Here is a 26,255-nt window from a genome sequence, read left to right on the forward strand (position 1 = left end):
CAAAAAAACCGGGTGGCATTCACGCCCCAGCCGCCTGCACGTCCTGCTGCCGGGCGAAATCAATAAATGCGCGAAGCGGGCGCGGCATTTGTCGGTTGGCGGGGTAGTAAAGGTAAAAACCGGGAAAAGGCGGCGTCCAGACATCCAACAGCGGCACCAGCCGGCCGTCGGCCAGCGCGGCGGCCACCTGATGCTCAAACAGGTAAGCGATGCCCACGCTGTCCAGCGCCGCCCGCACCAGGATCTCCGGTTCGTCAACGATCACCGGCCCTTCCACCGCGATATCCAACTTTTCCCCGTCGCGCTCGAATTCCCAGCGGTAAAGATTGCCATTGGTTGGCCAGCGAAAATTCAGGCAAAGGTGTTGGCGCAGCTCGTGCGGCGCCTGCGGTTGGCCATGACGAGCCAGATACGCCGGGGAAGCGACTACCCGCATCCGAAGGTCTCCACCAAGCTTGATCGCCACCATGTCCTTTTCCAGCTTCTCGTACAGACGCACGCCGGCATCGAAACCGCCGGCAACAATGTCCACCAGCCGGTCTTCCACGTTGAGATCGAGGAGGATATCCGGGTACTGCCGGTGAAACGGCGCGATCAACGGCGCCAGAAAATGCATGGCGGCGATCCGCGTAACATTGAGCCGCAAACGCCCGGTGGGCTGCTGGCGTTGGTTGACCGCCTGCTCCACCGCCGCATCGATTTCGGCGATAGCCGGCAACAGGCGCGCCAACATCTGCGCCCCGGCGTCGGTGGGCGCCACGCTGCGGGTGGTGCGGTTCAGCAGCCGCAACCCCAGGCGGCTTTCCAGATTGCGCAGCGTCTGACTCAGCGCTGAAGCGGTCATGCCCAGGTGCACGGCGGCGCGGGCGAAGCTGCCGTGTTCAACAATGGCGGCAAAAGCGCGCAACTCTGCAAATTCACTTCCTCTCATTATGCCTCCATTGATTAATAATTCATGAAGATTATAGCGTATTCCGTGAACAGCCCGCCGGGTCTATCTTGAAATCAACATCAACAGGAGAACGCCCATGAACACATCCTTATCGCTGGACAGTTACCGCCTGCTGGGCCGCTCCGGCCTGCGCGTCTCGCCGCTGGCGCTTGGCACCATGACCTTCGGCGCCAACTGGGGTTGGGGAGCGGAACAGGCCGAGGCCCGCCGCCTGTTCGACGCCTATGTCGACCACGGCGGCAACTTTATCGATACCGCCAACCGCTATACCGAAGGCAGCGCCGAACGCTTTGTCGGCGAATTCGCCACCGGCCGCCGCGATCGTCTGGTGATCGCCACCAAATACACCTTGCCGATGCAACCCGATAACCCGAACTCCGGCGGCAATCACCGCAAAAGCATGGTGCGATCGGTGGAGGATAGCCTGCGGCGCCTGAATACCGACTATATAGACCTGCTCTATCTGCACGCCTGGGACTACACCACCCCGGTGGAAGAAATCATGCGCGCGATGGACGATTTGGTGCGCGCCGGCAAGGTGCTGTACCTGGCGGTATCGGATCTCCCGGCCTGGCAGGCAGCCAGAATGCAGATGCTGGCGGATTTGCGTGGCTGGTCGCCTCTTATCGGCCTGCAAATCGAATACAGCCTGCTGGAACGCACGGTGGAGCGCGAATTGATCCCGATGGCGCAAGAGCTGGGGCTGGGCGTGATCCCCTGGTCGCCGCTTGCGGGCGGTGTGCTGAGCGGCAAATACCGGCGGCAGGATCTGCAACCGGAGGGGGATGAAACAGGTACCCGACGCGAGGTCGTGCGCACCAAGGGAACGCTGACCGCCCACAACCTCGACATTGCCGATGCCGTGAGCGATATCGCCCGCGAAGCCGGTTACACGCCCGCTCAAGTGGCGTTGGCCTGGACGCTGCGCAATCCGGCGGTGAGCGCGCCGATTATCGGCGCACGCACGCTGACGCAACTGGATGACAACCTCGGTGCGCTGGAGGTCAGGTTGGCGGAAGATCGCTGGCAACGGCTGGATTCGCTCAGCGCGATTGAATTGGGCTTCCCACATGATTTTCTGACGCTGTCGACCACCCGCAACATCATGTTCGGCGGCCTGAATATCGTCGGACGCAGATAAAAAAAATCCCGCACGAGGCGGGATAAACTTAACAGGGATGGGGTAATACACTACAGGGACTAACACACAACATCATCGGGTAGGACTACCTTACCAATCCCAATGTATAGAACTGTCATTCCTGCGTAAGGTTGCTCCGGCAGATGTAACGCCGGATGGAAATGTGACATGTTGACCGTGGCGCCGGCGCTCAGGGATGGGCATGGCGCCTTACCCACCTCACACAACCGATTAATAAATAATCGATTCAGGGCTATTAAGAGCACCGGGTGGTATACTGATAACCCCTACATCTACCCGGTGAAAGATATGTCTATCTTTGATGCCCTTAAGATGTTCAGCGCCACATCCGTGAAAGTGACTTGCCCAAAATGCGCTTACGCCTCCGAGCAAAGCAGCAGCAAGATGCGCAAAAATATCACCATGATCTGCCCTAAATGCGGGCACTATTTCCGCCCTGGAGAAGAAAAGTAATTTTTCCCGTCAATGCACCCGCGGAGTGGTGTCGTTGGCGGTTATCAAAAGTCCGCCGCTGCCCTCGGCTTTCACCTGCCTGATTTAACGATAAACAGCCGCGATTCGAACCCGCCGCTTTTAAAGGTGCTGGTGTTGGCCCATCCCGGCGGCAACCGCCCAAAATCCTGATTAAAATCGCCGCCGCTGACCAACCACACCCGACGATGGGCCCCCACCAGAGCGTTGAGATTATCGACATAGGTCTGCGCCGCCCGATCGTGGAAAAAAGTGCCAAAACCATAAGCATTGGGTTTTCCAGAATTACCGTTGGGCTTGACCGGCGTATACAGCAACGCGCGATGCCCTTTCTCGTTGTAATAAACATAACTCAGATAATTGAACATATTGCTGACGACAACGGCATCATCAGGTTGATAGCCACGGTTGATATAGCGCACCATCTCCTTAAACTCATCTTTCTCCGGCGGATAATCATTGCGCAACCCGCTGCCAAACAACAGGCTAACCAGCAGCAACAATAAAAACCTGTGCGCCTTTTTTTCGTTTTCAGTAATTAACAGGGCCAGGATGATCGGAATGCCTAATGAGGAGAAAAATAAATAACGGTCGACGAACAACGGCGTGCGGAACGAAATAATAAACAGCAGAGTAACAGGGATAAATACGCTGCAAAGCAACAACAAAAGGTATTTTCTTTCCCCTCCCCGCCCCATCAGCCACAGGCATGACAACCCGGTGAAGCACACCGGTAACAGCCAAAAAATGATCGCGGGATAACCTCTGCCATCATTCCCGGTGAATAACCGCCAATACATGGCAGGAAGATCGCTCCACACCACCTGGGGGATCCAGCCGACATCCCCGCCCACTTTCAGCTCCGCAATATGATCCAGCAAGTTCACCAACACCAGCAGCCAGGGGATATAGGCCAACCCTATAGCCAGATTGGCCAGCCACCATGCCGGTTGCTTGAGATAACATTGGGGTTCGTCACGCCGGCAGGACAGCGCCAACAGCACTATCCAGTGCGTCATTAAGGCAAAAATGGTGAAGTAATGCGTGTAAAAACTCAACGCCATCAATAACGCATAAACCGCCAAATAACGACGGTTAGCGGGCGCCTTTAACCACATCACCAGCGCCAGGGTAGCGGCGATCGTCAACATGCCCATCAGCGCATACATACGCGCCTCCTGGCTGTAACGCACCGCCATCGGCATCATCGCCATCAGGCTGCCGGCCAGCAGTGCCGCCCGTTCATTGGCGACCTTGCGCGTCAGCTTTATGGCCAGCGCGACCGTAATAACGCCAAACAGCAGGCTGAGAGAACGGACAGCCAAAATGCTATCGCCGAACAGCAGCATCCAGCCACGCAGCAGCAGATAATAAAGTGGAGGATGGACGTCAAAAGAAGCATGGTACAGCAGCGCCGAGACGTCATAACGGCTGGTCAGCACGCTGGAGGCCTCGTCACACCAAAGGTATCTGCCGGTTAAAGAAATAAACCGGATCCCGGCGGCAAACATCAGGATCAGATAGACGTAATGCCGGTAGCCAAAACCTTTTAGCGCCTTGCCGGCCAGGGGTTTAGTAGAGATCTGTTGCAGAGACATAACCGCATTCCGCCGGGTTGTTCCACACAGTGTGGAGACGTGGCGCTCATCATTACCGAGCTCAGGTAAATGGCAGCTCAATCATCACCAAAATAAGCCAACGCCGCTTTAACCTGGCGGCGCTCTCGCGGGCGGCAGGGCTGAGTTCTTCAACGCTGGCAAACGCCCTTGTGCGGCCCTGGCACAAAGGTGAATGGATGATTGCCGAAGCCGTCGGCGTCCATCTCGCCGAGATCTGGCCTAGCCAATATAATGATGACGCCGGGTTGCTGCTGGACAGGAAGGCGAAGATCCGGCTCTGAAGATGTGCGGGGTTTGCCCCGCGCGGCTAAGCGAAGCCTCGGCACAATGGAGGCTTGATTGTTTTTCCATCATTCCTCATACTCATGCGCATACCTCTGTGCATAGGAGCAAATACCATGACTACTGTCACCTCTTCACGACGGGGCACCAAAAGAAGCACCAACGTTTACCTGACTACTGCGCTGGTCGAGAAAGCCCGTAGTCTGGACATGAATCTCTCTGCAACGCTGGACATACTTTTGGCACAAGCGATAGAAGCTAAAAAGCATGAGAGGGAGAAAGAAAAAGAAGATATGCAGGCTATGAACGCATTCATGGCTAAAGCGGGGATGCTTACGGATGATGAATTTTTCGGGAGCCTGTAATGCCGCAACAATTTGATGTTTATCGAAATCCTTCGGCCAAAACAAACAAGCTTTGGCCACTTTACCTTATTATCCAGAATGATTATTTTGATGATTTAACAACAAGAATTATTGTCCCTCTGGTCTGGAAAAACGACATTAACCTTAACCAGAAAAGAATCACTCCTCAGATCACAATTGATAATAAAATTTATCATATATTTACACCAGCAATAACTTTTTTGGATGCAAAAAAAATCAACCAGACAGATTTTGTATGTAATCTTGCCTCATCCAGAAGTGATATTATCTCAGCCCTTGATGCTATCATTACAAATACTTGATCCCACTTATAAATTTCTCCAGCAACGACGATACACCGAAACAGGTAATCGCCTGGTTCTGAATGACAAAAACCAACCCTTCCTCTACAAGAAAATCATCCTCACCTGCTATAAATCTTTTTAATCTCGCTCCCTAATTTCATCGCATAATAAAACGTGGCTTATAAAAACAAACCAATATGGTTTTTATGATTTAGTTGAATATGCATTTTTCAATAAAGGTACCGGGCAACATGGTTAGATTATACTCTATGAAATAAAACACTCTGGCATTAAGGCCGGGACGGGCACTGTCCCAGCCTCGATCACAACGTCTGGTAATCAGTGAATTATTGCCACACCTAAATGCGCAGCCAGCCATTAATCAGCGTGCAACTCTGTCCACCAATCCATGGCTCATCGTGAATAAAACGAACGCTAACCCGGCCTTCTCGATGCAGTTGAGTACCTTGTCGAACCTGATACCCTTGTGCCGTCCAGCCACCGTCGGGGAAGTGATTGGCCTTCAACCAACGGGCCAGACACGCATTAGCACTGCCGGTCACGGGATCTTCAACCAGCTTATCCCATTCAACCAGAAACGCTCGCATCTCGTAATCAGCGGGACCACCAGATGAATGGGCACCATAAATCACCACGCCATCAACATGACAAGCCATCTGCAGCTTTTTAATCATGGCCTGATCCGGCGTCATCGCCAGACAGGATTGAGCGTTTGGCATGCGTACCATCAGCCAGCGAATGCCCATATCGGCAATCACCGGCATCGCATCTGATTCAATAACCGCAGGCTGAAATGCGGCCGTTAGCCATTCCCTTTCCTCAACGGCCAGCGTTCGAAACGTTACTTCAGGTGCGGCAAACGCCAGTGTTCCGTCAGGCAGGATATTGACTGCAATCAGACCAACCCCGCATTCTTGCATAACAACCCCCGGCTGTTTGGTCACCAGCCCCGCCTCCAATAATGCATGGGCCGTACCCAACGTCGGATGTCCGGCAAAGGGCAACTCTTTTTCAGGGGTAAAAATGCGCACCTGATAATCTGCAACGGGATTAGTCGGTTTGAAGACAAACGTCGTTTCCGAAAGGTTGGTCCAGCGAGCTAATGAAAGCATCTGCATTTCATTCAACCCTTCCGCCTCCAGGATCACCGCCAAAGGATTCCCCTGCAATGGCGAGGTGGTAAATACATCCACCTGTTTGTAGGCGCGTGGTATCACATTATCTCTTCTGAGCATTTGCCATAGTCCGTTATATATAAGGCTTGATGATAGCTCTATTAAATCAATGACATCAATCTACAGCTATTGGATGCTCTACACTTCTCACCCTATTGTCGAACTCCACGAAAAGGCCATCGGTGCCTTACACATGTTCAATTCATTGGAGGAACCACCCAAAAACGGATAGTCGCAATAAATTTGCCCGCAGCATTCTCATCGCCCCGTCGACGTGAAATACCCTTAAACAACCGCTGCTATTTACCGGAACCCGATAGCCATTATCCCTGACTATCGGGCAATCCCTCCCCGGCAAGAATAGCGCCGGTTAAGGTTGAAGCGGAGCCAGATGCGCCAACACCAGATCTATGCCCTCCCCCGGGCGGCGCAACGGGTTATGCCCCAGCCCCTGGGTTTTCACCAGACGGGCGGCGGGCCAGGCTTGGGCCAGGCATTCTGCTTCCACTTCCAGGACGATGTCGTCGGCGCTGTCGTGGATGATTAACGCCGGTTGTTCAATCTGCCGCAACCCTTCATAGGCGTTAAAGCGCTGCCAAACGGCATCCCCGATGCCAAAGTAACGCTCAATGTAACCCCGTAAACGTTGCTGCTGGCGCGCCGGCAAATTGAGGATAGAAGCATACTTGGTCACCAGGCCGCTAAAGTGCGTGGGGGCGCCGACAATCACCAAGACTTTGGTACGCAGCCCGGCTTTCACCGCGTTGATCGCCGACAGGCCACCGAAGGAATGAGCCACAATCGCGTCAAACCCGCCCTCTTGCCGCTCCAGTCGCTGAATGATTTCGATAAACTCGACAATGCTGCTCTGGTCGCCTTCCGCATCCCCATGTGCCGGTGCGTCAAAGCCGACAACCTGGAAACCCCGTTCCACCAATACCTGGATCAAACGCGAGAAATGCGATGCCCGCGACTCCCAACCGTGCGCCAACAGCACCTTTGGCCCCTGTTGCCCCCAGTGGTACACCACCGCCTGCTTATCGTTGCTCAGGGTGATGTACGTAATGCTGCTCGCCATGCCCATCGTCTGTTTATCGCTTTCACGTGTCGGGACGCGGCGTGGGGTGAAAAAGCGTTTGCCAAGGTAGGCGGCCGTTGGGCCAGGCACCACAAAATCCATCAACCGAATACCCACTTTAATGCAGGATACGGCCGGTGAGCGCATATACGCCGGCCCACGATACTGCCGGTAGGCTTGTTCGATAAGTTGGTCAAAGTGTTCGCTCATTGTACTCTCCAGAATCGCGGGTGACGTTAGACTTGCGCGGGCGCATCTTGCGCCGCTTGACGCTTATCGAGCTGCCGAATAAGGGCCCTTTCCGCATCCGTGGCGACATGCCGATCCCAATACGCCAGTTTTGCTTCCATGCGTTTAAACCACAGTGGCGGTACCAACGCATACAGGATATGCGCCACGTAGCCATGATCGATCCCCACCGCATAGCTGTGCGCTTGCAGCCGCCAGAACTCCCGACGTGGATTCGTGTGGTGATCCGAGTGGCGCGTCAGATTCAATAGGCCGGCAGAAGATGCCTGGTTGTTGCAATCCCAGCTGTGGCGTGGCTCAACGCGGGTATTGGGAACCCGGATTAAGCCGTAATGCTGGATATAGTTGACGGTTTCAAACAAGAACTTGGAGACCAGCATGGCCACCAGGCAAGCGAGTAATCCACGCCCCCCGGCCGCCGCATAACAGGCGGCCAGGATCGTCAGGCTCATGATAACGCTGCGAATCACCCTATTGCCCAGCGTAATACTCCGCTTGCCCTGGCCTTTTAGCCGTTGCTGTTCCACCTGCCACGACTCGCGGTACTGCGACAGGGACGAGCGGATAAAGAAACGGTAAACATGCTCGCCGCGGCGTGCCGTCGCCCCATCGGCGTACGTCGCCACATTGAGGTGATGCGAGTACACGTGGGAGATGGAAAACTGCGCGTCCGCAACCAATGCCAGTAACCAGCGCCCGACGGTCATCGCCAACCAGCTCTGGGTTTTGTGGATAAGCTCATGAGCCACCACCGTGTTGGTACTCAGCGTATAGCCGGTGGACACGGCGGCCAGCAGCAATTCCGGCATTCGCATACCGTGCAAGGCCGGGACATCCCACCCCGTCGTCGCCGAGACCCCGGCCCCAAACCCCAGCACATCGCCCGGTGCCGCCTGCCAGATCAACGTAAACAACGCCAGCAGGGCCGCGGGAAGTTGCAGATAGGGGATCAGCGCCAGAAGAGCGGTGAAGCGATAGTGGTGATCGGCAGTATCTACCGGGGTCACATTATCAAAGATCAAATAACTCAAGGATACGCACAGCATGGCGGCCAGTATCCACCCGCCGCCGAGCAAATTGGCCGCCGCCGTCAGGGGTAAAAACACCAGTGGCACCAGGGCGAATCTTAGGTAACTCAACATACTAACTCCTTATTGTTCGAGATTTTTTCCTCGGTGCCGGCGGGAGAAAAACAGTCTGTCTGGATATGTCGCGCCAGCACCCCACTCGCAAGCAGCCCCCGTTGGCATGCCTGCGCCAGCCCTGGGTTACCGCAGATCACCGCCCGCCAGTCGCGAGTCTCCAGCCCGTATTTTTGGTACGGATAGAGGCTGCGCCACTCCTCCAGCCAGGATGTAAAGCGCCCCACAAGTTCGTGCTGTTTCCCCTCATTCTCTTGCGACAACGCATGCAAGTAATGGAAGCCTTCATGCTGTTGTTGCAACCGCTGCAGTTCGGCAACGTCAAACTTGTCCTGCCGCTTGCGAATGGCATGCACCAGCATCACCGCCCGATAGGGATTACGCGCCAGAGCCGCACGAACCAGCCCCAACGTGGTTCCTAAACCTGAACCGCTGGCTATGGCCAGCAATGGCCCTTTCCCGTCATCGGCTTGCCCAAACCGTCCGCTACAGCCAGATACCCACAGGGTACGCCCGACGCTGTCCTGATCGCATAAAAGGGGAGAAACGCGCCCCTGCTCTCTCAGCGTGACATCCACAACAATCTCCCACGCGTTACTGGGCCAACTCACCGAGTAACTGCGGACATCGGCGCCCGGCTGGTGGCACAGCTGCAAAAATTGCCCGGGCAGGAAAGGCATAGCCTGCTCAGGCGACAGGGTGATCCGCCACACCCTGCTTGAGAGAGGAGTTGCCTGTTTTATCTGAGCCGGCACCCAGTTTGTCGCTACCGCAGCCGACATCAGGGTTAAATCAGACTGGGGCAAGCACTGGCAGGCCAACACATGGCCGGCCGCAATGTCTTCGGCACTGAGCAAATAGCCGAGATCCACCAGCGAACGCACTTCACCGCTGACCACCCGGCACAGGCAGGATTTGCAAGACCCCACCTGGCAGTTATAAGGCAACGCCACGCCGGCTTTCAGCGCGCTTTCCAGCACCGTTTCCCCCGCAGCCAGGGTGAAGGCTTTCCCCTCCAGCACTCCCTGAAAGGTGCTGCGGCGCGAGAACCATCTCTTCAGCATGTTATTGCTCTCCGCACGTCAGCAGGCCATCATCAAATACGCTGCCCATCAGGATCCGCCCACCGAGCGGCGCCGCCACGCTGATCGCCGCCAGCGCCTGGCCATGGCTCTGGTAATAAATCTGCGCACGCTCAACCGCACCCTGTGTGCCCAGCGACAGTTGCCAAACCAGCGACGGCGAACGCGCTTGCGCATCCTTTTGAAATGCGGCCAGCTTTAACAGTTGCGGATGCGCGGCCACCAGCAGCCCATCCCCGTCAGGCATAATATTGTCGACACCGTGCAACCCGGTGAACCGCCCCAGCAAGACGGGTGACGCCTCGCCCGGCCGCCATGCCCAACTGCTCACAGTGCCGTTGGTGGTTTCCGCCACGTACAGCCGCCCCCGCTGCGGGTTGTAGTAAATGCCGTTGGCAAAATGCAACCCATCGAGCAGCCTATGCTCCCCCGCGTCGTCTACCAGCAAGACCAGCGAGAGTGGCAGCCGCAGATAGTCTTCAACGCGCCCCAACATGCCGGAAAAGGCGTGGTCGCGCGTCAACAGCCAACGGGATTTATCAATGACGCTGATGTCGTTGATATTCTTGCCGACGCTGCGCGACAGCTCAGGCTGATAAACCAGCCGCATCGCCGCCCGTTCAAAACGGAACGTCTCAATGCGATCCCCACGAGAGCCGTGGCTCACTGCGTAAACCCACGTCTCTGCGCCCTTTTGCCACACATCGATACCGTGCGGGTAAAACTCAGCCGGATAGTCGCCGGGTAAACGCAGGGGCGCTTGCCCCTGTTGGAAGTAATAGAGCGCCCCCGGCGCGTTATCGTGGCGATTCAGGCTGCTGATCAGTGCGCCCCCTTCCTTCAGCGGCGCAATATCCTCCGCCCCGCTGATCCCCGGTATTTTTTGGCATTGCTGCAGGTTGATATCCTGAACGCGGTAGAACACGCCGGCGTCAAACAGCAGATTGATTACATACGCCAGCACAGCGACGGCCAGCGCTATCCCCATCAACTTTTTCATCATGCTTCCACGGCAACCGGTGAATAAAACTGCTGATTTACGGCGCTCACGCCTTGCTCAGCCAGAACCGCAATCGCAGCCAGATACGGCTCCAGCAGCGCTGCGGCGGTTTGCTCGGTGAAATAACGCGCCTGATAATCCAGCTCAATCGACAGCTCATCGGCCATTTCCACCACGTTGATCATCAAGGGGAACTCGACCGCGTTGACCGGCAGCATCGACAGGCTGGCCTGCCACTGGCGCATTTCCGCCAACGGAACGGACGGCTCAACATTGAACGTGGCAAGCAGAGGCAGTGGCGCTTGCTCACCATGGAAACAGCGGGACGGCAATGCCGGCGCGTCACGCTGCGCCAGAATGGCCTGATGCACCTTGGCCACAAACTCAGGCAACGAAGCGCTCGCGGCGCTGTTGAAACACAACGGCATCAGGCTGACGCACTGGCCGACCAACCCTTCGCTGTTCTCGAAGTCACGCCCGGCATTCGGCACAGCGACAGGCAACACAGAGTGGCCGACAAACTTCTCGAGCGTCAGTACAAACAGGGCGTTCAGCATCACAAAGCGGGTCGTGCGCAGTTCGGCGGCCACTTTACGCAGTTGGGCCGACAAGTTCGGGTAAGCCAGCCCTTGCTTCAAACGCTGGCCTTGATACGGCGCGGTCTGCAGGACCACCGGCAGCGCACTGGCGGGATCGAAACGATGCGCCGGGATAGCGGCCAGCCGTTGAGCAACCTCTGCATCATTGGCGGTCTTTTCCGCACGCATAAAACGCAAATAACTTGGCGCCGCCGACAGCTCAGGGCTAAACCCTGCCGCCAGCGCATCGTAGATATGCAGCAGTTCACGCAGCATCACCATAAATGACCAGCCATCCGCCACCGTATGGTGCGCCGTCAACGCCAGGGCTATTTGGCCGGGCTGGCTCAGCAATAAGACGCGCGCCAGCGGCGCTGCCGTCAAGGCGAAGGGTTTGGCGGCAAACTCGGCCAGCCGTGCGGCAACCTCTGCCGACTCGCTGCGTTCTTCAATAAAATCGACGCTGCTCCCACCCGGAACCACCCGCAACTCCCCCGCGTCATTGAACTGCATACGCAAGGACTCATGACGCTCGCTCAGCAGCGTCCAGGCTTCGGCCAGAAGTGATCCCTCGATTTCCCGCGCCGTTTCAACCACGCAGCCGATGTTGCCCGCGCACAGCCCGCTTTCGTCTTTGGCGGCCAGCAGCATAAAGCGCTGCTGGCTGTCGGCGGCCGGGTAAGGCGTATCGGGGTGCAAACCGGCATCACCGAAGAAACCGTCAACGCGCATGGCATTAACGCTCTCTTTTACCGCCGCGATAAAGTGCTCTATATCTTGCGAAGAGTGCGCGGTGGACACGAAGCAGTTGCGGCCTTCCCAAATGAAGATGCCGCGCAGCATCAGGTGATGGAACAAAATGTCGTAGTTACCGCTGAATTTGAAACGGAACAAACTGCCCGCCGAGACGATCTCGATCGGCGTACCCGTCGTGACAAACCAGGTGTTGAGCGTCTGCGCGAGGTAATGCGTCTTTTGGTTGATGTCGTCGTAGAGCCCAGGGTGGCTCTTGATATAGTCGAGCACCGCTTTGCTGGCCGCCATGGTCAGAGGGTGTTTGGAGAAGGTCCCGGCAAAGAAAATCAGTTCGGATTGCGGCCAGGATTCATCGCCGTATTGCCAGAAACCGCCGTCGATGCTGTCCATAAAGCGCGCCGACCCCGCAATGACGCCAATCGGCATGCCGCCGCCGACAATCTTGCCGTAGGTGGCAATATCGGCCTGGACACCGTAATACGCCTGCGCGCCGCCGGCAGCCAGGCGGAAACCGGTAATCACTTCATCGAACATCAAGGCGATATTGCGCTCGGCCGTCAGCTTACGCAGCGCATGCAAATAGTCGCGCGGCTGATGATCGGGGTAGCGGCTTTGAATCGGCTCCACAATGACCGCGGCCAGTTGATCGGCATACTGGGCAATCAAAGCCAGGCTCTCTTCGCTGCCGTAGTCGAGCACCAGCAGATCCTCGACCAGGGACGCCGTCGTCCCTGCGGCAATCGGCACCGCTCGCTCCGGGGTTTCGCCCCCCTGCTGACGCCCCAGGATGCCATCGAAAACGCCGTGATAAGAGCCGCTGAACAGCGCCACTTTGTTCTTGCCCGTTACGGCACGCGCCAGGCGTACCGCGCTCATGACGGCTTCAGAACCGGAGTTACAAAACGCCACGCGGTGCTGGCCCGTCAGCTCTGCAATCAATGTTGCAACCTCACCGGCCAGCGGGCTCTGCGGCCCGATTTGCATGCCTTGCGCCAGCTGTGCGGCAACGGCCTGCTGCACGCACTCAGGCGCATGGCCCAACAGGTTGGCGCCAAACCCCATGGTGAAATCAATGTACTCGTTACCGTCGGCATCCCAAATACGGGAGCCTTGTGAACGCACGCCCACCAGGGGATACAGCATTTCCTTGGTGGATAAACGGAAACCCGCCGATGCCCGGTTATCCGCCAGCACGGCGCGGTACTGCTGCGCATTGTGCTTGGAACCCGGGGTTTTGCTGACAAACTGCTGCGTCAATTGCTGTATGTGTTTATCGCGCTCGGCCCCTAATGACGTCTTCCTGGTTTCCTTTTTAAACCAGCTAGCGTGCGCGCCGGCTGTGGCCGGTGCAGCGGTAGCCGGCGCGTTGCTCGCCACTGCCGGTGCAGGAAGTGCGGCTACCGGTGCGCTTGCCGGCACCGAAGGCAGCGCGGGTGCGGAAAGCGGTTGAGCATGGCCGCCGCTTAACAGACGCAGCTGTTGCGACATGACCTCTAATTGCCGCGCAATCACGCCTTGCAACTCGGCCGGGGCCGTTGCCGGTATTCCCCATTCCGGTTCGAGCTGAGGGGCCGATACAGGTATCACCGAAGCGTCGGCTTGCGGCATTGCCGTCACAACCCGGCTTTCACTGGCCACCGCGACGGGCTCCGCCACTTGCGCACGTTCCACAACGTAATGGATCACCGCATCCAGCGTATTCAACTCTTCAAACAGCGATCTCAGCGGGATCACCACGCCATAGCGATCCTTGATGGTATTGATCGCATCCAGCAAGACCAGCGAGTCGGCCCCCATTTCCAGGAAGGGCAGATCATCATCCAAAGCTTCGGGCGATGCCCCCAAATACCCGGCAATGATCGCTTTGATTTCGGCGTGTAATTGATGTTGTTTTGACATAGCGTCCTCATGTGAAGATGGCGGCAGCGTTGGCGTTTCATCGGCCAGCCAATAAGTGTTCCGACAAAATTGAATGGCCGGCAGCGTCAAAGCTTCACGGCTTGTTGCGCGATACAGCCTGGACCAGTCGATGTCATGCCCTTGCTGCCACAACGAACCCAGCAGCGTCAGCAGTGATTGGTATTCATGGCGATGATCGGCGGCCGCCAAAATCGGTTGGCTGCGATCGGTGGCGGCGACAAACTTGCCCAGCGAACTGTCGGCGCTCAGATCCACAAAGGTATATTTCCCTTCCTCCTGCAGCGCCTGTATGCCTTGCAGGAAATGAACGGGTTGCCGGATTTGTTGGCTCCAGTAGTCGGCATCGGTGTGCCGGCGCGGCAGCGCATCCAGATTGCTGTAGAAAGGGATATTCCCCTCAGCGAAATCAATATGCTGCGTCAACCAAAGGCGATACGCCGGCAAGATGGGATCCATCAGGTGAGAATGGAATGCGTTGGTGGTTTTGATCCGGCGGGCATGGCCGCCTTGCGCTGAAATCGCCTGCAAGCAGGCATCAATCGCCGGCGAACTGCCGGTGATGGTGGTCAGCGTCGGCGTATTGAACGCAGCAATATCGATATCATCGGCCCAGGGGGCGATACCGCGGCGGACCTCGTTTTCGCCGCTGAACACCACCGCCATCGCACCCCGCTGCTCCAGGCTGTCCATCAGGTGTGCACGCTGATGAACCATCGCCAACCCCTGCTCCAGCGAAATCTGGCCGGCGACAACCGCAGCGCAATACTCGCCCAGGCTATGGCCAATCACCGCCGCCGGGCGTAGCCCGAACTGCAACAAGCTGTCCGCCGTGGCATAACTGCAGGCAAACAGGGCCAACTGGCAGGTTTTGGCGCAATGCTGCCAACGGTCGTCCTGCGCATGCAGCGCTTGCCGAATATCGATTTGATACTCTTCCTGAACCCGCTCAGCCAGGCTATCGAAGCACGTGCGGTAGTGCGGCAGATGCTGGTATAAAGCCGCCCCCATGCCGATTTGCTGCGTTCCCTGCCCAGGGAAGAGCCAGACCTGAGGGCGCGGTTTTTCCACTTTACTCGCGGTGAGTTGCGCCAGGTTTTCTGCCAATTGCCGGCGATTGGCGCCATAGGCAAACCCACGATAGCGCGGGTGGTCATAACGGGTATTGACCAGGCGACACCATGCCGGGACGTCAACGTCGTGCTGCATTTGCAAGGTGCTATAAATGCCGTCACGCTGCGCGTTGAAACCCTGCTCTTCGTGCGAGGCCACCAGCAGCAGCGTCAGCGGCTGGGCCGCCTCATCGCGCTTCGCAGCCTGTGGACAATCACGCAGTATCACGTGGCTGTTCGTCCCGCCGAAGCCAAAACTGCTGACACCGGCATAACGTTGGCCCGCCGCAGACTCCCAGGCGCAAGGGTGACTGCCCGCTACCGCCACCCGGCGGCTAATGGCGGCGATATGCGGATTTTTCTGTTGGAAATTCAAATGAGGCACGCGCTGTTGGCCATGCAGCATCAACGCGGTCTTCACCACCCCAAGCACGCCGGCTGCGGCTTCGAGATGGCCAATATTGGTCTTGATCGATCCCACCTGAACCGGTGCCGGTTGGCTCCGCTCGGCAAACACCGCTTCCAGCGCCTGATACTCAATCAGGTCACCCAGCGCAGTCCCGGTGCCATGCGCTTCCACATAGTCGATGTGATTGCTGTCGATGCCCGCCTCGGCCAGCGCCCGCGCGATCACCGCCTGCTGCGATGGCCCGTTAGGCGCCGTGATGCCGTTGCTGCGGCCATCCTGATTGATGGCGCTGGCAACCAAGGTGGCATAAACCCGATCGCCATCGGCCAATGCCTGCGCCAGGGGTTTCAACACCACGATGCCGCACCCCTCGCCACGCACATAGCCATCGGCGCGCGCGTCAAAGGTTTTGCACTGGCCGTCCGGCGCCAGCATCTGCGCCTCGGTGAAGACCTTTTGCAAATGCGGCGTCAGCGCCAGATTCACGCCGCCGGCAATGGCCAGCGAACTGCGCCCCGAACGCAGGCTTTGCATGGCCCCGTCGATGGCCACCAGCGAAGAGGAACAGGCCGTATCAATGGCGACGCTCGGCCCTTTAAAATCATAAAGATAAGATATGCGGTTGGCGGCAATGCTGTGCGCATTGCCCAGCCCGCTATACGCGGAAACCCGGTCGCCCGAGACCAGGGCATAATCACTGGCGCTGATGCCGATAAACACTGCGGTGTCGCTGCCCCGCAGCGCCGAAGCCTGTAACCCCGCATCGGTCAGCGCCTGTTGCACGGTTTCCAACAGCAGGCGATGTTGCGGATCGATATACTCCGCCTCGCGCGGCGAAATGCCAAAGTAACCGGCGTCAAAATCGCTCACGCGGTCAAAGAAACTGCCCTTGCGGTTAAAACCACCGAGTGCAGAGCCAGCCCAACGGTGAGCGGGTATTTCACCCGTGGTGCTTTGCCCCTGCTGCAACATCGCCCACAGCGCCTGCACGCCACTGTGGCCTGGCAGTTCAACCCCGATGCCAATCACGGCGATATCCTGGCTGGCCACGGCCGTCCTGGCGGCTTCTGGTCGCGCAACGGGTTGCAACAGACCCGCAGCCAGCTTATTGATCGTCGGATAATCGTAAATCAGCGCCGGCGACAGCTCACGCCCCAAATGTTGCTCTAACTCGCCGATCACGCCAACCGCCTGTAACGAGTTCAGGCCAAAGGCGGTAAAAGCCTCATCCCACTGTTCTTCACCGACAGCGCCGTTGACCGCAGTGCCGATGATACCGGCGATAAGCGCGGCCAGGGCAGGCACGCTGTATGAGGCAACATCGGCAACCTGGGCGGTTTGCGGCTGCTCGGCCCGGCTACGCCATTGCACCGCCAGTTCATTTTGCCGGTACATTTCTCTGGCGCGGGTACGTTGCAATTTGCCACTGGTGGTGCGTGGAATGGCCCGGCGGCCGACCCATACCCATTCCCCCAGGGTTATGCCGTGCCGCTCGGCCACTGCGGCATTCAAACGCCGGTTCAACGCTGCGGTATCCAGGGTCTCTTTGAGACGTTCCGGGATCTCCAGCAAGGCCACCGCCTGTTCAGTTTGGGCAACCTCGGCGGCGAAGACGCAAACGGTTGCGTCTGCCAGCAAAATATCTGCTCCCCTGATCGTTTCCTCGATATCCGTCGGGTAATGGTTTTGCCCATTGACGATCAACAGTTCTTTCACACGTCCGGTGACGTACAGCGCCCCCGCTTGCAGGAACCCCAAATCGCCGCTGCGTAACCAATGCGCCGGATCAGGCTCGATGCGCGCCTGGAAGGTGGCCTCCGTCGCCGCCGGGTTATCCCAATAGCCGGCCGCAATGCTGGGCCCACGTAACCAAATCTCGCCGGTTTGCCCGGCCGCAAGCGGTTGTAGCGTCTCGGGATCGACAATGCGGACATCGGTGCCGGGCAGCGCCTCGCCACAGTTGACGACATCCCCCGATTTTTCTTCGGCGACCGCCATCCCCTGGCCTTTCTCCCTGCCGGTAACAATCAGCGTGGTTTCCGCCATGCCATAGCAGGGTAAAAACGCCCGCCCCCGGAAGCCGGCCGGGGCAAAGTGTTCACTGAACTGGCGCAACGTAGCTGGGCGGATAGGCTCTGCACCGCAAAACGCCACATCCCAGCTGGAGAGATCCAGGCCTTCGGCCTGCTGCGGGCTGATTTTGCGCACGCAGAGGTCGTAGGCGAAATTGGGGCCACCCGACGTCGTCGCACGGTACTCTGACACCTGCTTTAACCAGTTAAGCGGGTTTTTCATCAGCATCATCGGCGACATCACCCGGCAGGGGAATGCCCCGAATACCGGCTGAAGCAAGCCGCCGATAAGCCCCATATCATGGAAATGCGGCAGCCATATCATGCCGCGGCTTTCATTGTGGTGACCGAAATAACGATGGATGGCTTGAGAGTTGGCCCACAGGTTGCCATGAGTGACCATGACCCCCTTTGGCGTACCGGTTGAACCCGAGGTGTATTGCAAAAAAGCCACATCGTCGTCGCTCACCGGTGCAGGGTTAAACGCCCCTGAAAAATGGCTATCGAGATGCTGAAGGCGATACCCCACCGGTAATGCCACGGCGGGCAGTTGATCAAAGGTAAAAATTAGCGGCGCCAGCGGTAAACTGAGCGATATTAAGGTTTCAGCGCCTTTCCCTGTGGTGACAATAAATTCCGTTTTCGCATTGCGTAAAACCCCAATAAAGCGCTCCCACGCACTGCCTGAGGCCTTGGCCGGCATAGGAACAGGCACGGCAATCATGCCGGCATAAAGACACCCGAAAAAAGCGCCAATAAAATCTTCGCCGTCGGGATAAAGTAAAATAACCCTGTCGCCCCGATGACCGTATTGCTGAAGTGCGCTAGCCAGAGATGCGGCGCGCTGATGCAATTGTCTGTAACTTTGATTCTTTATTTCTTTGGCACTTCGCAAAAATTCAAATGCCGTCTTGTCGGTATGTTGAACAGCAAGTTCGGGCAATAGTTGGTTGAAGGAATTAAATCCCCTGTTAAACAACTGATGAGACGGCATAATGATTAGCTCTTTATTCTCAATATAAAATATGAAAAGTTAAATTAGCCTGAAATTATTTTGCGGCGCGGCCGGCAAGCAGATCGTTGCAGAAGTCATTCCATACCTTCAGCCACAGATCCACACGTTGTACCATTTCCTCGAAACGATCTTCCGTTATCGCCTGGCAGAATAAAATCCAGGCATCTTCAGAATGACCATCTTCAATCGACTCGCCGGTTTCCGTTTCTACGTGAATGCTGTGATAACCGCGGGAGACGTCGATGTCGGTCGCCACGTCCACGCTCTTCGCCCAAGGCGTCGCAAAATCATGGAACACCGTTTCCGCAACGGCCAGCAGCGCGACCAGCTGCGGGTAATCGCCGTAGGCGTTTTCAAAGGTTGCGCGGCAAGCCACGGAGCTGGACATCGGCAACCAGGCTTTCACCTCGTCCTCACTCATACCCAGCTGTTCAATGGTATTGAAGAATTGTACATAGTGCGCCAATGCAGGCTGGCCATTATAGCTGCCGTCACTGCCGGTCCCCGGGTGGAAACCCAATTCGTCCAGCAGGTTGATCTGCAGCAGGAAACGCGCGGCCATTTTTGCCCGGGCGCCCAGGCGGCCTTCCAACTGTTTTGCCGAGCTCAGCGCTTCGATCACCGCATCGGTAAAGACCTGGGCGAAAGCATGATAAAACTCCAGATGGAAGACTTTCATCTGGTTGAGGTCAAATTCACCGCTATTCATTTTTGACAAGATAGGGTTTCTCATCAACGGATGAGATTCAACGCGATCAATTAATCTCTTTGCAAATTTATGATTACGTTGATAGTTATTCTTTTCTACCGTTGCAGCAATAGCGTCTCTGCCGAGTTGGCGTGCACTCAGTAACGTTTCCATTATTAGGATCTCAATATAAAAACTACGGTTGATAGAAGATTACAAGGCGGATACCTTGCCTACGGCCATAACAACCAAGGCAAACATCCCACAGCTAAAAGGAATAACCTGAATATATTTGAAGGGTAAGTAAAAACAGGCGGCAATCAGCAATACAGGAATACCCACGGAAAGAATGACCATGCATATCGCCGCATAATACTTGTAAACGTACGGAACCTGTAAGGTGTCAATGCTCATGCCATAAAGCATTGATATTAATGGCAGCATAATAAAAGCGATATGCGCCAATCTCAACATCCTGCGGTTTAAATCGGTGTAATTCTCATGCCCTTTAGGCGCCCGAAAAGGCCCCTTAAAAGCGTACATCCCCATTAAGCCGCCCATCATAATACCCACAACAATACCGCCCCAACCAAAGGCAATCAGCATCTCACTGAGATTAACCACTTTACTTCTCCTGATTATTATCACCACACAGATAAGGTGCTTGCGGAATCGCAAGCACCCTTATAAATAAAAAATAGTGTTCTGAATAACTTCAACGCTACAAAGTTATAAATCCGTATAATTAAAAATCTGTAAATTGTTTAACTTTGGAATAATGAATCGGTTGTTCAAATCCCGGCATCGTGATGCCGTTCATGTCGATCTTAACCTCATCCTCATTCATGCCATGCTGCCCAAAAAGATAGATAACGTTCAATTCACCGCGCGATGCCGCCGCATCATAAGCCGCCACCTGTTGTTCTACCTGCCGCCTGCGCTGCCGGTAGTCGGCAAAGGCCTGTTCACCATGCCGCTTGCGCAACCACTGCACCGTCAGTTGCGGTGAGTAGACCACGCCGGTAGCATTATTTCCGCCAAACCCTTTCGAGTTGATAAAAGCGATCTGCGCCTGGTCGGCAGACAAAGGCCGATCCTGGGTTGGGATCAGCAAGCGAGCATCATTCACCTGCGGCGATATTTGATTCACGCTCTTGATTCCCGGCAAGATACCGTACTTAAAGGTACCCAGGCAGCTAATCAACTGATCGCCGCTCGCCGGCCCCAATGAGTGCCCCAGATAAGATTTCACCGCCGTGACGGGCCATGCGTTAATGGAAAAGGCTTCGGCGACCCGGTCAAAGATCTCGGCTTCGGACACGCAGTTTTTTGGCGTGCTGGAACCGTGCGCCTGGATAAAAGAGCCTTTCTGTACGCATGCCAACCCGGCCATCGTGACGGCAGAGGCTACGGCCTTCGCCATAGTGATGTAATTGCCCGGCCCCGGCGAGGCGATAGAGCGTTTATAACCGTCGGCGTTAATGAAAACATCGCTCACCGAGCCGTGGATCTCCGCCCCCAGCTGCAACGCCAGCTCATCATCCATCAGCACAATATATTGGCTGGACTCGGCAATCACAAAACCGCAGCTGTTGCCGAACGGGCGGCTGCTGTTGCGCCAGTCTGCCGTTTCGGTTTCATCGATACGTTTGAGCTTGCTCTCCGTCGCCAGCGCCCCCATCGCATCAAAGCCCTCGATCACTTCCGAGGTGATCGGCGCCTCCGCGCTCCCTACGATGGCCACGCGGATCCTGCCCGCCTTAATATCTTCTACTGCAGCATTCAGGTTGTAGAGGAAAGTGGCGCAGGCGCCCAGGGTAGCGCTGGTGTGCCCCACACTGCCCAGCACATAGGCATTCAAAAAATCGGCGCACATGCTGTTCAGGCCTAACGGGCACTGTTTGGCGCTGACGCGGTTGCCCTTCAGCCGCGATTGCAGCATACCGCCAAACCCTTGATCGTCGAGCTGCCCCAGAATATTGCCGGAATACACCCCTAGCTGGTCTGGCGCAATCAGCGCCCGGATTTCACGCCACGGGATCCCCAGAGCATTAATGGCATCTGAAGCCGCGACGATCGCCATCTGCAACGCACGGGGATGAAACTGCGAGCTGTAGTGGTCACCCGGCCTGAACCCCTGTGGCAATTGCCCGGCGGCCTGCGCTTCAGTGCGCAGCGTGACGTCGATTTTGCAGTCCATTTCACCGCGAACGGTAATGCGCACCCGATCGTCCGGAAGCGGCTCAGCCCGCCACCCCTGCGGCAGAGGCTGGGGCACCTGCCGGCTGGGTAGATCAAAACTCAAGGCTTCCGCGCCCGCAGCCATATTCAATTTGGCATGGCTGGCCACGGCATCAACGTCAAAATACTCTTTGGCGATCTTCCTGATCAGTGTGCCTTGCAACACGGCTTCTTTTATTTCAGCCGCTGCCTGTGCGGCTGAGCGCATATTCCCTTCCGCGTTAAGGTAGCCGTCATCCTGATATTTAAGCAATCCCATCAGTACTGCTAATGATAATAGCGTTTCTTGCTGCTGGTCCTCCGGCAAAGACTCCATGACCATGCGACGAAACGCGTGGTGCGAAGAGCTCCGACCTGCGGGCCCGTAGCCACCGAAGGCGGTTATGACAGGTAACTTGACCATAGAGTATCCTAGCCTTTCTGCGGCATCGTTATGCCTTCACTTACTTTAGATAATTTACAGATATCAGTTTACAAAGCGTGGGCAAAAGCTATTATGAAAATCCGGCCAAAATGCAGACTTTTTTGGCCAAGACAGGTGTGAAAAGCAATAACCAAATAATAAATCAGGTATTTACCGGAAAATGAGAAATACAAAGATAGGATTTGTATTGTGTGAACACATGCTGAGTTCAGGCCTCAGCCTACCGATAGAAATGTGGAAATCAGCAGCAAGCAGTTATTTCGCGGAACAAAGAAACAATCAGAAAAATCAAGATAAATACACACTTACCCTATGCAGACCCGAAAATATCCTCAATATTAGTACGATCAGTATTAATAAAAATCCCATACCTACACACAGCGGTTTTAGCCTGATTGCCGATGACGTACTGGAAGACGATGCCGATTACGACATCATCTATCTGCCCGCCATCTGGCGCAATCCGCGCCCTATAGTAAGACAGAACACGGCCATCACCCGGTGGCTGACAATGCAGGCGGCAAAAGGCACGCGGATAGCCGCCGTCGGGACGGGGTGCTGCTTTTTGGCCGAAGCCCGACTCTTGGACGCTCAACCGGCAACCACCCACTGGCACTATTTCGAACAGTTTGCACATGATTATCCCGAGGTGAATTTAAAAACAAAATACTTCATCACCCAGTCCGAGAATATTTTCTGTGCTGCCAGCGTTAAGGCCCTTTCCGATCTCACGATTCATTTTATTGAGACCATCTACGGTAAAAAAGTGGCAAACCATACGCAACGTACCTTCTTCCACGAGATCCGTAGCCACTTTGAACGCCAGTGTTACAGAGAAGAAAATAAGCCTCATCCTGATGAGGATATAATCCAGATCCAAACCTGGATAAAAGATAATTGCATGACAGATTTACCGATGCAAAAACTCGCCGATATGGTAGGCATGAGTTTGCGCAACTTTAACCGCCGCTTTAAAAATGCGACCGATATTTCACCCTTGCAATATCTATTGAAGGCTAGGATTGAGTCCGCAATCAATATGTTACAAACGACCAATTTGAGTATTCAAGAAATTGCCGGTCTGGTGGGTTACCAGGATATTGCGCACTTTAACCGCCAGTTCAAACGCATCTCCAGCGTTTCACCCGGTGATTATCGCAAAACCGTTCGCGCCAAGATGTTCCGCACGGAACACTCCGCCGCCGAGGCTGAATCAAGACTTTAACCTGACGGGGCCCCGCAAGGGGCCCCCACTCCCATCTCATGCCCAATCAGCCAGCTTTCGCCACGCGTTCGCTCAATGGCAAGCGCCACATCGTCCTGCTCTTGGGATCAAACTTCACGGTGTCATCGGTATTATCGCCTACGGAGCCAAGATCCTGGATTTTTGCGGCAATCTGTTCATCTGTGGCCGCAGTGTTGCACAAGATCTCGGTCGGCACCGCATGAGCGTGCGCATCTGTCGTTCATCATGCCGTGTACCGGTCGGCTAGCGCAGTGGGAATTTTGCGTCGGTGAGCGTGATGTTGACTGAGTGCCCAGTTCATCCATCAAAATTTACGATGACGTATTGGGTGTGGCGTCCTTGGCAAAACAGGGTATCGGCATTTGCCAGAGCTACGAATTTATCGTTCATGACCGAATGGAAAGCGGTCGGTCGATAGGAATAGTGCCGTATTTGCGCGGCCGTTCACACCCCTTCTCGGTGGTATACGTACCGCATCGCCGGCAACTCGGGCCATGATCGAACTGCTGTGTTTATAGGGGATTTTGGGGAGAACTGTCTATAAGAGCAGGGGTTCAGAAATCGAAGATATCCACCCGGGCTTATATTCCGGGTTTGATATATCTGTTTCCTGACAGGCTCTTTTTAGCGAACTGAAGAACAACTCTGCCAATCGAGCCTCTTTTAGGAGAAACTTTTCCGTACTGAAGTTTAAATGGTTTCGGCAAATCGAGGCTGTTTCACTTCATAGTTCGTTAGTGTGGCTTCCGCTGCCTGCTGTTTACGAATTGCCTTCGTTTCATGATAGTGCTGGGCACTTGCGGTTTCGATAAAGTCCACGTCATTACCCGCCACATCAAACACCGCCGCTTTAATGTCTTCCAGACTCACGTTAAAGAACTCTTTACGTTTATTCACTAGGTTGGTGCGCTTCTCGCTGAAATGCTGGTGAAGCGAGTTTTCCATGGCCGGAGCATCATCACTATGGATCATCGCATGGACATCGAACAGGAATGGGACAGAAGCACTACCCAGTTCGTCTACGCGGTCTTGTGGGTCTAGGCGACGCGTCATACCAATTTTAAAGACGTTCTCTCCAAATGAACCGATGTTAGAAATAACGTAAACGTGGCCGCGTTTGGTTTGCTGCGCCATGCTCAGGGCTTTCTGCCCTTTCAGCTCTGCTTCGGTCAGAGCATCTTGTAAGATGTCTATCTTCTCTTGATATTTTGATGCCTGTTCAGCAGTCATTTTTGCCAGTTTCTCGGCCATTTCTTTACGTGCTTTATCCAGAGCTTTCTGAGCACGGCGTTCTTCCTCTTCAGCTTCACGAATGGCCCTGTCAATCTCAGCCTGGGCTTTACGTTCCTCCGCCATCTGAGCACGGATTTCGCGTTGTTCTTCTTTCTCTTCCTGCTTTTTGGCCCGATATTCAAACGTGAGCTGCAGTTCTTCAATTTTCAGATCACGATAAGCGTGGTTGATATGGATCTGGTTCACTTCGTTCAGCTTATTCAACACATCAAAGGCTTTATAGATACGTGACTCCATGGTTGCCGCGTTCTTAAAGTTTGTGTTGGCAATGGCTGCATCACATTCACCGTTAAACGCACGGGCGGTCAAGTTGATACCACGTGTGGTCATCTTCTTACCTTCGGTCTTCGAGCCGCTTACGGTCCATTCTGTGGAGCAGTAGATTGCACCCAGCGCGGTCTTCACACGCAGCATATCTTTCTGACGCTGGCGGTTGGCACGGATAGCATCCTGGAAAGCCTCAGAGGTATCAAAATCGAAGTGCGGTGCATAGAAGCCCATCTCGGCAAAGTCCATGTCGTCTTTATAGATGGACAGTGCTTCTTCCAGCTCGTCAAGAGTGATCTTCTTGTCTCGGTATGAAATGCGTAGCTCGTCAATCTGCCTTTCGATTTCAGCACGTTTGGCGTGTTGCGTTTCCACGGCAGCCAGTGCGTCGGCGTTCAAGCGCTTGGCAGCGACCCGTGCATCAGAAAGGATGCCATCGGCACGCGTGATAATAGTTTTTGCTTCAGCTTCGCTGGCAGCGATAGTGGTAACCGCTACGGTTTTCGCTTCATCCAAAATGCGCTGTGAATCGGTTTCCAGCTCTTGTGCCGTTTCCTTGGCAAGGTTGAGGATACGGTCGGCTTCCGCTTCAGCATCCGTGATAGTCGCGTAACGTTCGAGACGTACGGCTTTGTCTGCAGCATCTGCTTTAGCGGCTTTTAATTTTTTGTTTTTTACCACCAACACAACCAAGACAGCGATGAAAGCAATAACTCCTGCGGCTGAGTAATATATGAAATTCATTGAAAACTATCCCTGTAAATTGACTATCTGTTATGAGTGTGATGAAAGCACCCTACCTACTCGGGCTTTTGTGATCGATATGGAGAGATATAATAGCGAGTCTGGCCACCCATAGTTTTTCGGTATCATCCTACCCATGAGCAGTAGCATTCAGCTGTCTGAGACTGGAATACCTACACTATGGAATATATCTCAGCAGAGATAATACAAAAAACCTGATACACATACACTTTATTAATAAGAATAACGGCAAAATTTTTACTGAGTTGAAGTGAGAAACACTAGCTATTCTCATAGACCTCCGTCACCGGAGCACAGCTCGATATCCGGGTGATGGAAACAAAAACGCCGGGCATTAGCTCAGCTTGTAAATTATTTGCCTGCTAATTCTTTACTTCAGGAGTCAGTGGTATCTTTGGAATCTCATACAACCAATCAGGAAAAATTATGGCATCATTCGCCATTCGAGTAGAACTTCATAATGCAGACTCTGATGATTATTAAGAACTACATAAGGAAATGTCAGGAAAGGGATTCAGGCGAAAAATTATTAGTGGCGATGGAGTTAAATACCAATTATCAGACACTGA

18 protein-coding genes are annotated in these 26,255 nt (G+C 55.0%); 6 read left to right on the forward strand and 12 right to left on the reverse strand.

Annotation, left to right across the window (positions count from 1 at the left end; all coding sequences use genetic code 11):
- Positions 1-19: 19 nt before the first annotated feature.
- The gene (locus SPL01S_RS04910) at positions 20-931 is read right to left on the reverse strand and encodes a LysR family transcriptional regulator (RefSeq protein WP_063197925.1); all 912 of its coding nucleotides are present in this window, start codon (positions 929-931) and stop codon (positions 20-22) included.
- Between the two features lie 97 nt (positions 932-1,028).
- On the opposite strand from SPL01S_RS04910, the gene SPL01S_RS04915 reads away from it, so the two are divergent.
- Together SPL01S_RS04915 and SPL01S_RS04920 are read left to right on the forward strand one after the other, a co-directional pair.
- Positions 1,029-2,093 carry an aldo/keto reductase gene (locus SPL01S_RS04915; RefSeq protein ID WP_063197928.1) on the forward strand — a complete coding sequence of 355 codons (1,065 nt, stop codon included), beginning with the start codon at positions 1,029-1,031 and terminating at the stop codon, positions 2,091-2,093.
- A 168-nt stretch (positions 2,094-2,261) separates the two neighbouring features.
- Positions 2,262-2,567 carry a YnfU family zinc-binding protein gene (locus SPL01S_RS04920; RefSeq protein WP_063197930.1) on the forward strand — a complete coding sequence of 102 codons (306 nt, stop codon included), beginning with the start codon at positions 2,262-2,264 and terminating at the stop codon, positions 2,565-2,567.
- Positions 2,568-2,638: 71 nt separating this feature from the next.
- On the opposite strand, the gene SPL01S_RS04925 is transcribed toward SPL01S_RS04920, so the two are convergent.
- The gene (locus SPL01S_RS04925; RefSeq protein ID WP_063197933.1) at positions 2,639-4,183 is read right to left on the reverse strand and encodes a glycosyltransferase family 39 protein; all 1,545 of its coding nucleotides are present in this window, start codon (positions 4,181-4,183) and stop codon (positions 2,639-2,641) included.
- A gap of 80 nt (positions 4,184-4,263) precedes the next feature.
- Here SPL01S_RS04925 and SPL01S_RS04930 point away from each other — a divergent pair, with 80 nt between their 5' ends.
- The 3 genes from SPL01S_RS04930 (at position 4,264) to SPL01S_RS04940 (ending at position 5,174) form a co-directional block, all read left to right on the forward strand.
- On the forward strand, positions 4,264-4,485 hold the full coding sequence (locus SPL01S_RS04930) for a helix-turn-helix domain-containing protein (RefSeq protein WP_111738557.1): 222 nt from the start codon (positions 4,264-4,266) through the stop codon (positions 4,483-4,485).
- 117 nt (positions 4,486-4,602) lie between these two features.
- Entirely contained in the window at positions 4,603-4,851 is a 249-nt protein-coding gene (locus SPL01S_RS04935; protein WP_081113140.1) for a type II toxin-antitoxin system CcdA family antitoxin, read from the forward strand.
- Entirely contained in the window at positions 4,851-5,174 is a 324-nt protein-coding gene (locus SPL01S_RS04940) for a CcdB family protein (RefSeq protein ID WP_063197941.1), read from the forward strand. The genes SPL01S_RS04935 and SPL01S_RS04940 overlap by 1 nt, the downstream gene beginning before the upstream one ends.
- A 341-nt stretch (positions 5,175-5,515) precedes the next feature.
- Here the strand turns inward: SPL01S_RS04940 and SPL01S_RS04945 are convergent, their stop codons facing one another.
- The 9 genes from SPL01S_RS04945 to SPL01S_RS04985 form a co-directional block, all read right to left on the reverse strand.
- Positions 5,516-6,412 carry a PhzF family phenazine biosynthesis protein gene (locus SPL01S_RS04945; RefSeq protein ID WP_063197944.1) on the reverse strand — a complete coding sequence of 299 codons (897 nt, stop codon included), beginning with the start codon at positions 6,410-6,412 and terminating at the stop codon, positions 5,516-5,518.
- A gap of 310 nt (positions 6,413-6,722) precedes the next feature.
- Complete coding sequence (locus tag SPL01S_RS04950; RefSeq protein WP_063197947.1) at positions 6,723-7,640, reverse strand: alpha/beta fold hydrolase; 918 nt, start codon at positions 7,638-7,640, stop codon at positions 6,723-6,725.
- 26 nt (positions 7,641-7,666) lie between these two features.
- Entirely contained in the window at positions 7,667-8,821 is a 1,155-nt protein-coding gene (locus SPL01S_RS04955; protein ID WP_063197949.1) for an alkane 1-monooxygenase, read from the reverse strand.
- Complete coding sequence (locus SPL01S_RS04960) at positions 8,815-9,885, reverse strand: 2Fe-2S iron-sulfur cluster-binding protein (protein WP_063197952.1); 1,071 nt, start codon at positions 9,883-9,885, stop codon at positions 8,815-8,817. The genes SPL01S_RS04955 and SPL01S_RS04960 overlap by 7 nt, the downstream gene beginning before the upstream one ends.
- 1 nt (position 9,886) lies before the next feature.
- Positions 9,887-10,906, reverse strand: a complete 1,020-nt coding sequence (locus SPL01S_RS04965; RefSeq protein WP_232246027.1) for an arylesterase — start codon at positions 10,904-10,906, stop codon at positions 9,887-9,889.
- Entirely contained in the window at positions 10,903-18,741 is a 7,839-nt protein-coding gene (locus SPL01S_RS04970; RefSeq protein WP_063197957.1) for a type I polyketide synthase, read from the reverse strand. The genes SPL01S_RS04965 and SPL01S_RS04970 overlap by 4 nt, the downstream gene beginning before the upstream one ends.
- 55 nt (positions 18,742-18,796) lie before the next feature.
- Entirely contained in the window at positions 18,797-19,471 is a 675-nt protein-coding gene (locus SPL01S_RS04975) for a hypothetical protein (RefSeq protein ID WP_232047455.1), read from the reverse strand.
- Positions 19,472-19,663: 192 nt separating this feature from the next.
- Entirely contained in the window at positions 19,664-20,074 is a 411-nt protein-coding gene (locus tag SPL01S_RS04980) for a membrane protein (protein WP_006324029.1), read from the reverse strand.
- Positions 20,075-20,195: 121 nt separating this feature from the next.
- Entirely contained in the window at positions 20,196-22,094 is a 1,899-nt protein-coding gene (locus SPL01S_RS04985) for a beta-ketoacyl synthase (RefSeq protein ID WP_063197959.1), read from the reverse strand.
- A 220-nt stretch (positions 22,095-22,314) separates the two neighbouring features.
- On the opposite strand from SPL01S_RS04985, the gene SPL01S_RS04990 reads away from it, so the two are divergent.
- Complete coding sequence (locus SPL01S_RS04990; protein ID WP_044033763.1) at positions 22,315-23,340, forward strand: GlxA family transcriptional regulator; 1,026 nt, start codon at positions 22,315-22,317, stop codon at positions 23,338-23,340.
- A 711-nt stretch (positions 23,341-24,051) separates the two neighbouring features.
- Here the strand turns inward: SPL01S_RS04990 and SPL01S_RS04995 are convergent.
- On the reverse strand, positions 24,052-25,665 hold the full coding sequence (locus SPL01S_RS04995) for an SNIPE associated domain-containing protein (RefSeq protein WP_063197962.1): 1,614 nt from the start codon (positions 25,663-25,665) through the stop codon (positions 24,052-24,054).
- Positions 25,666-26,255: the final 590 nt, after the last annotated feature.

It is taken from the genome of Serratia plymuthica NBRC 102599 (genome assembly GCF_001590925.1).
Lineage (GTDB): Bacteria > Pseudomonadota > Gammaproteobacteria > Enterobacterales > Enterobacteriaceae > Serratia > Serratia plymuthica.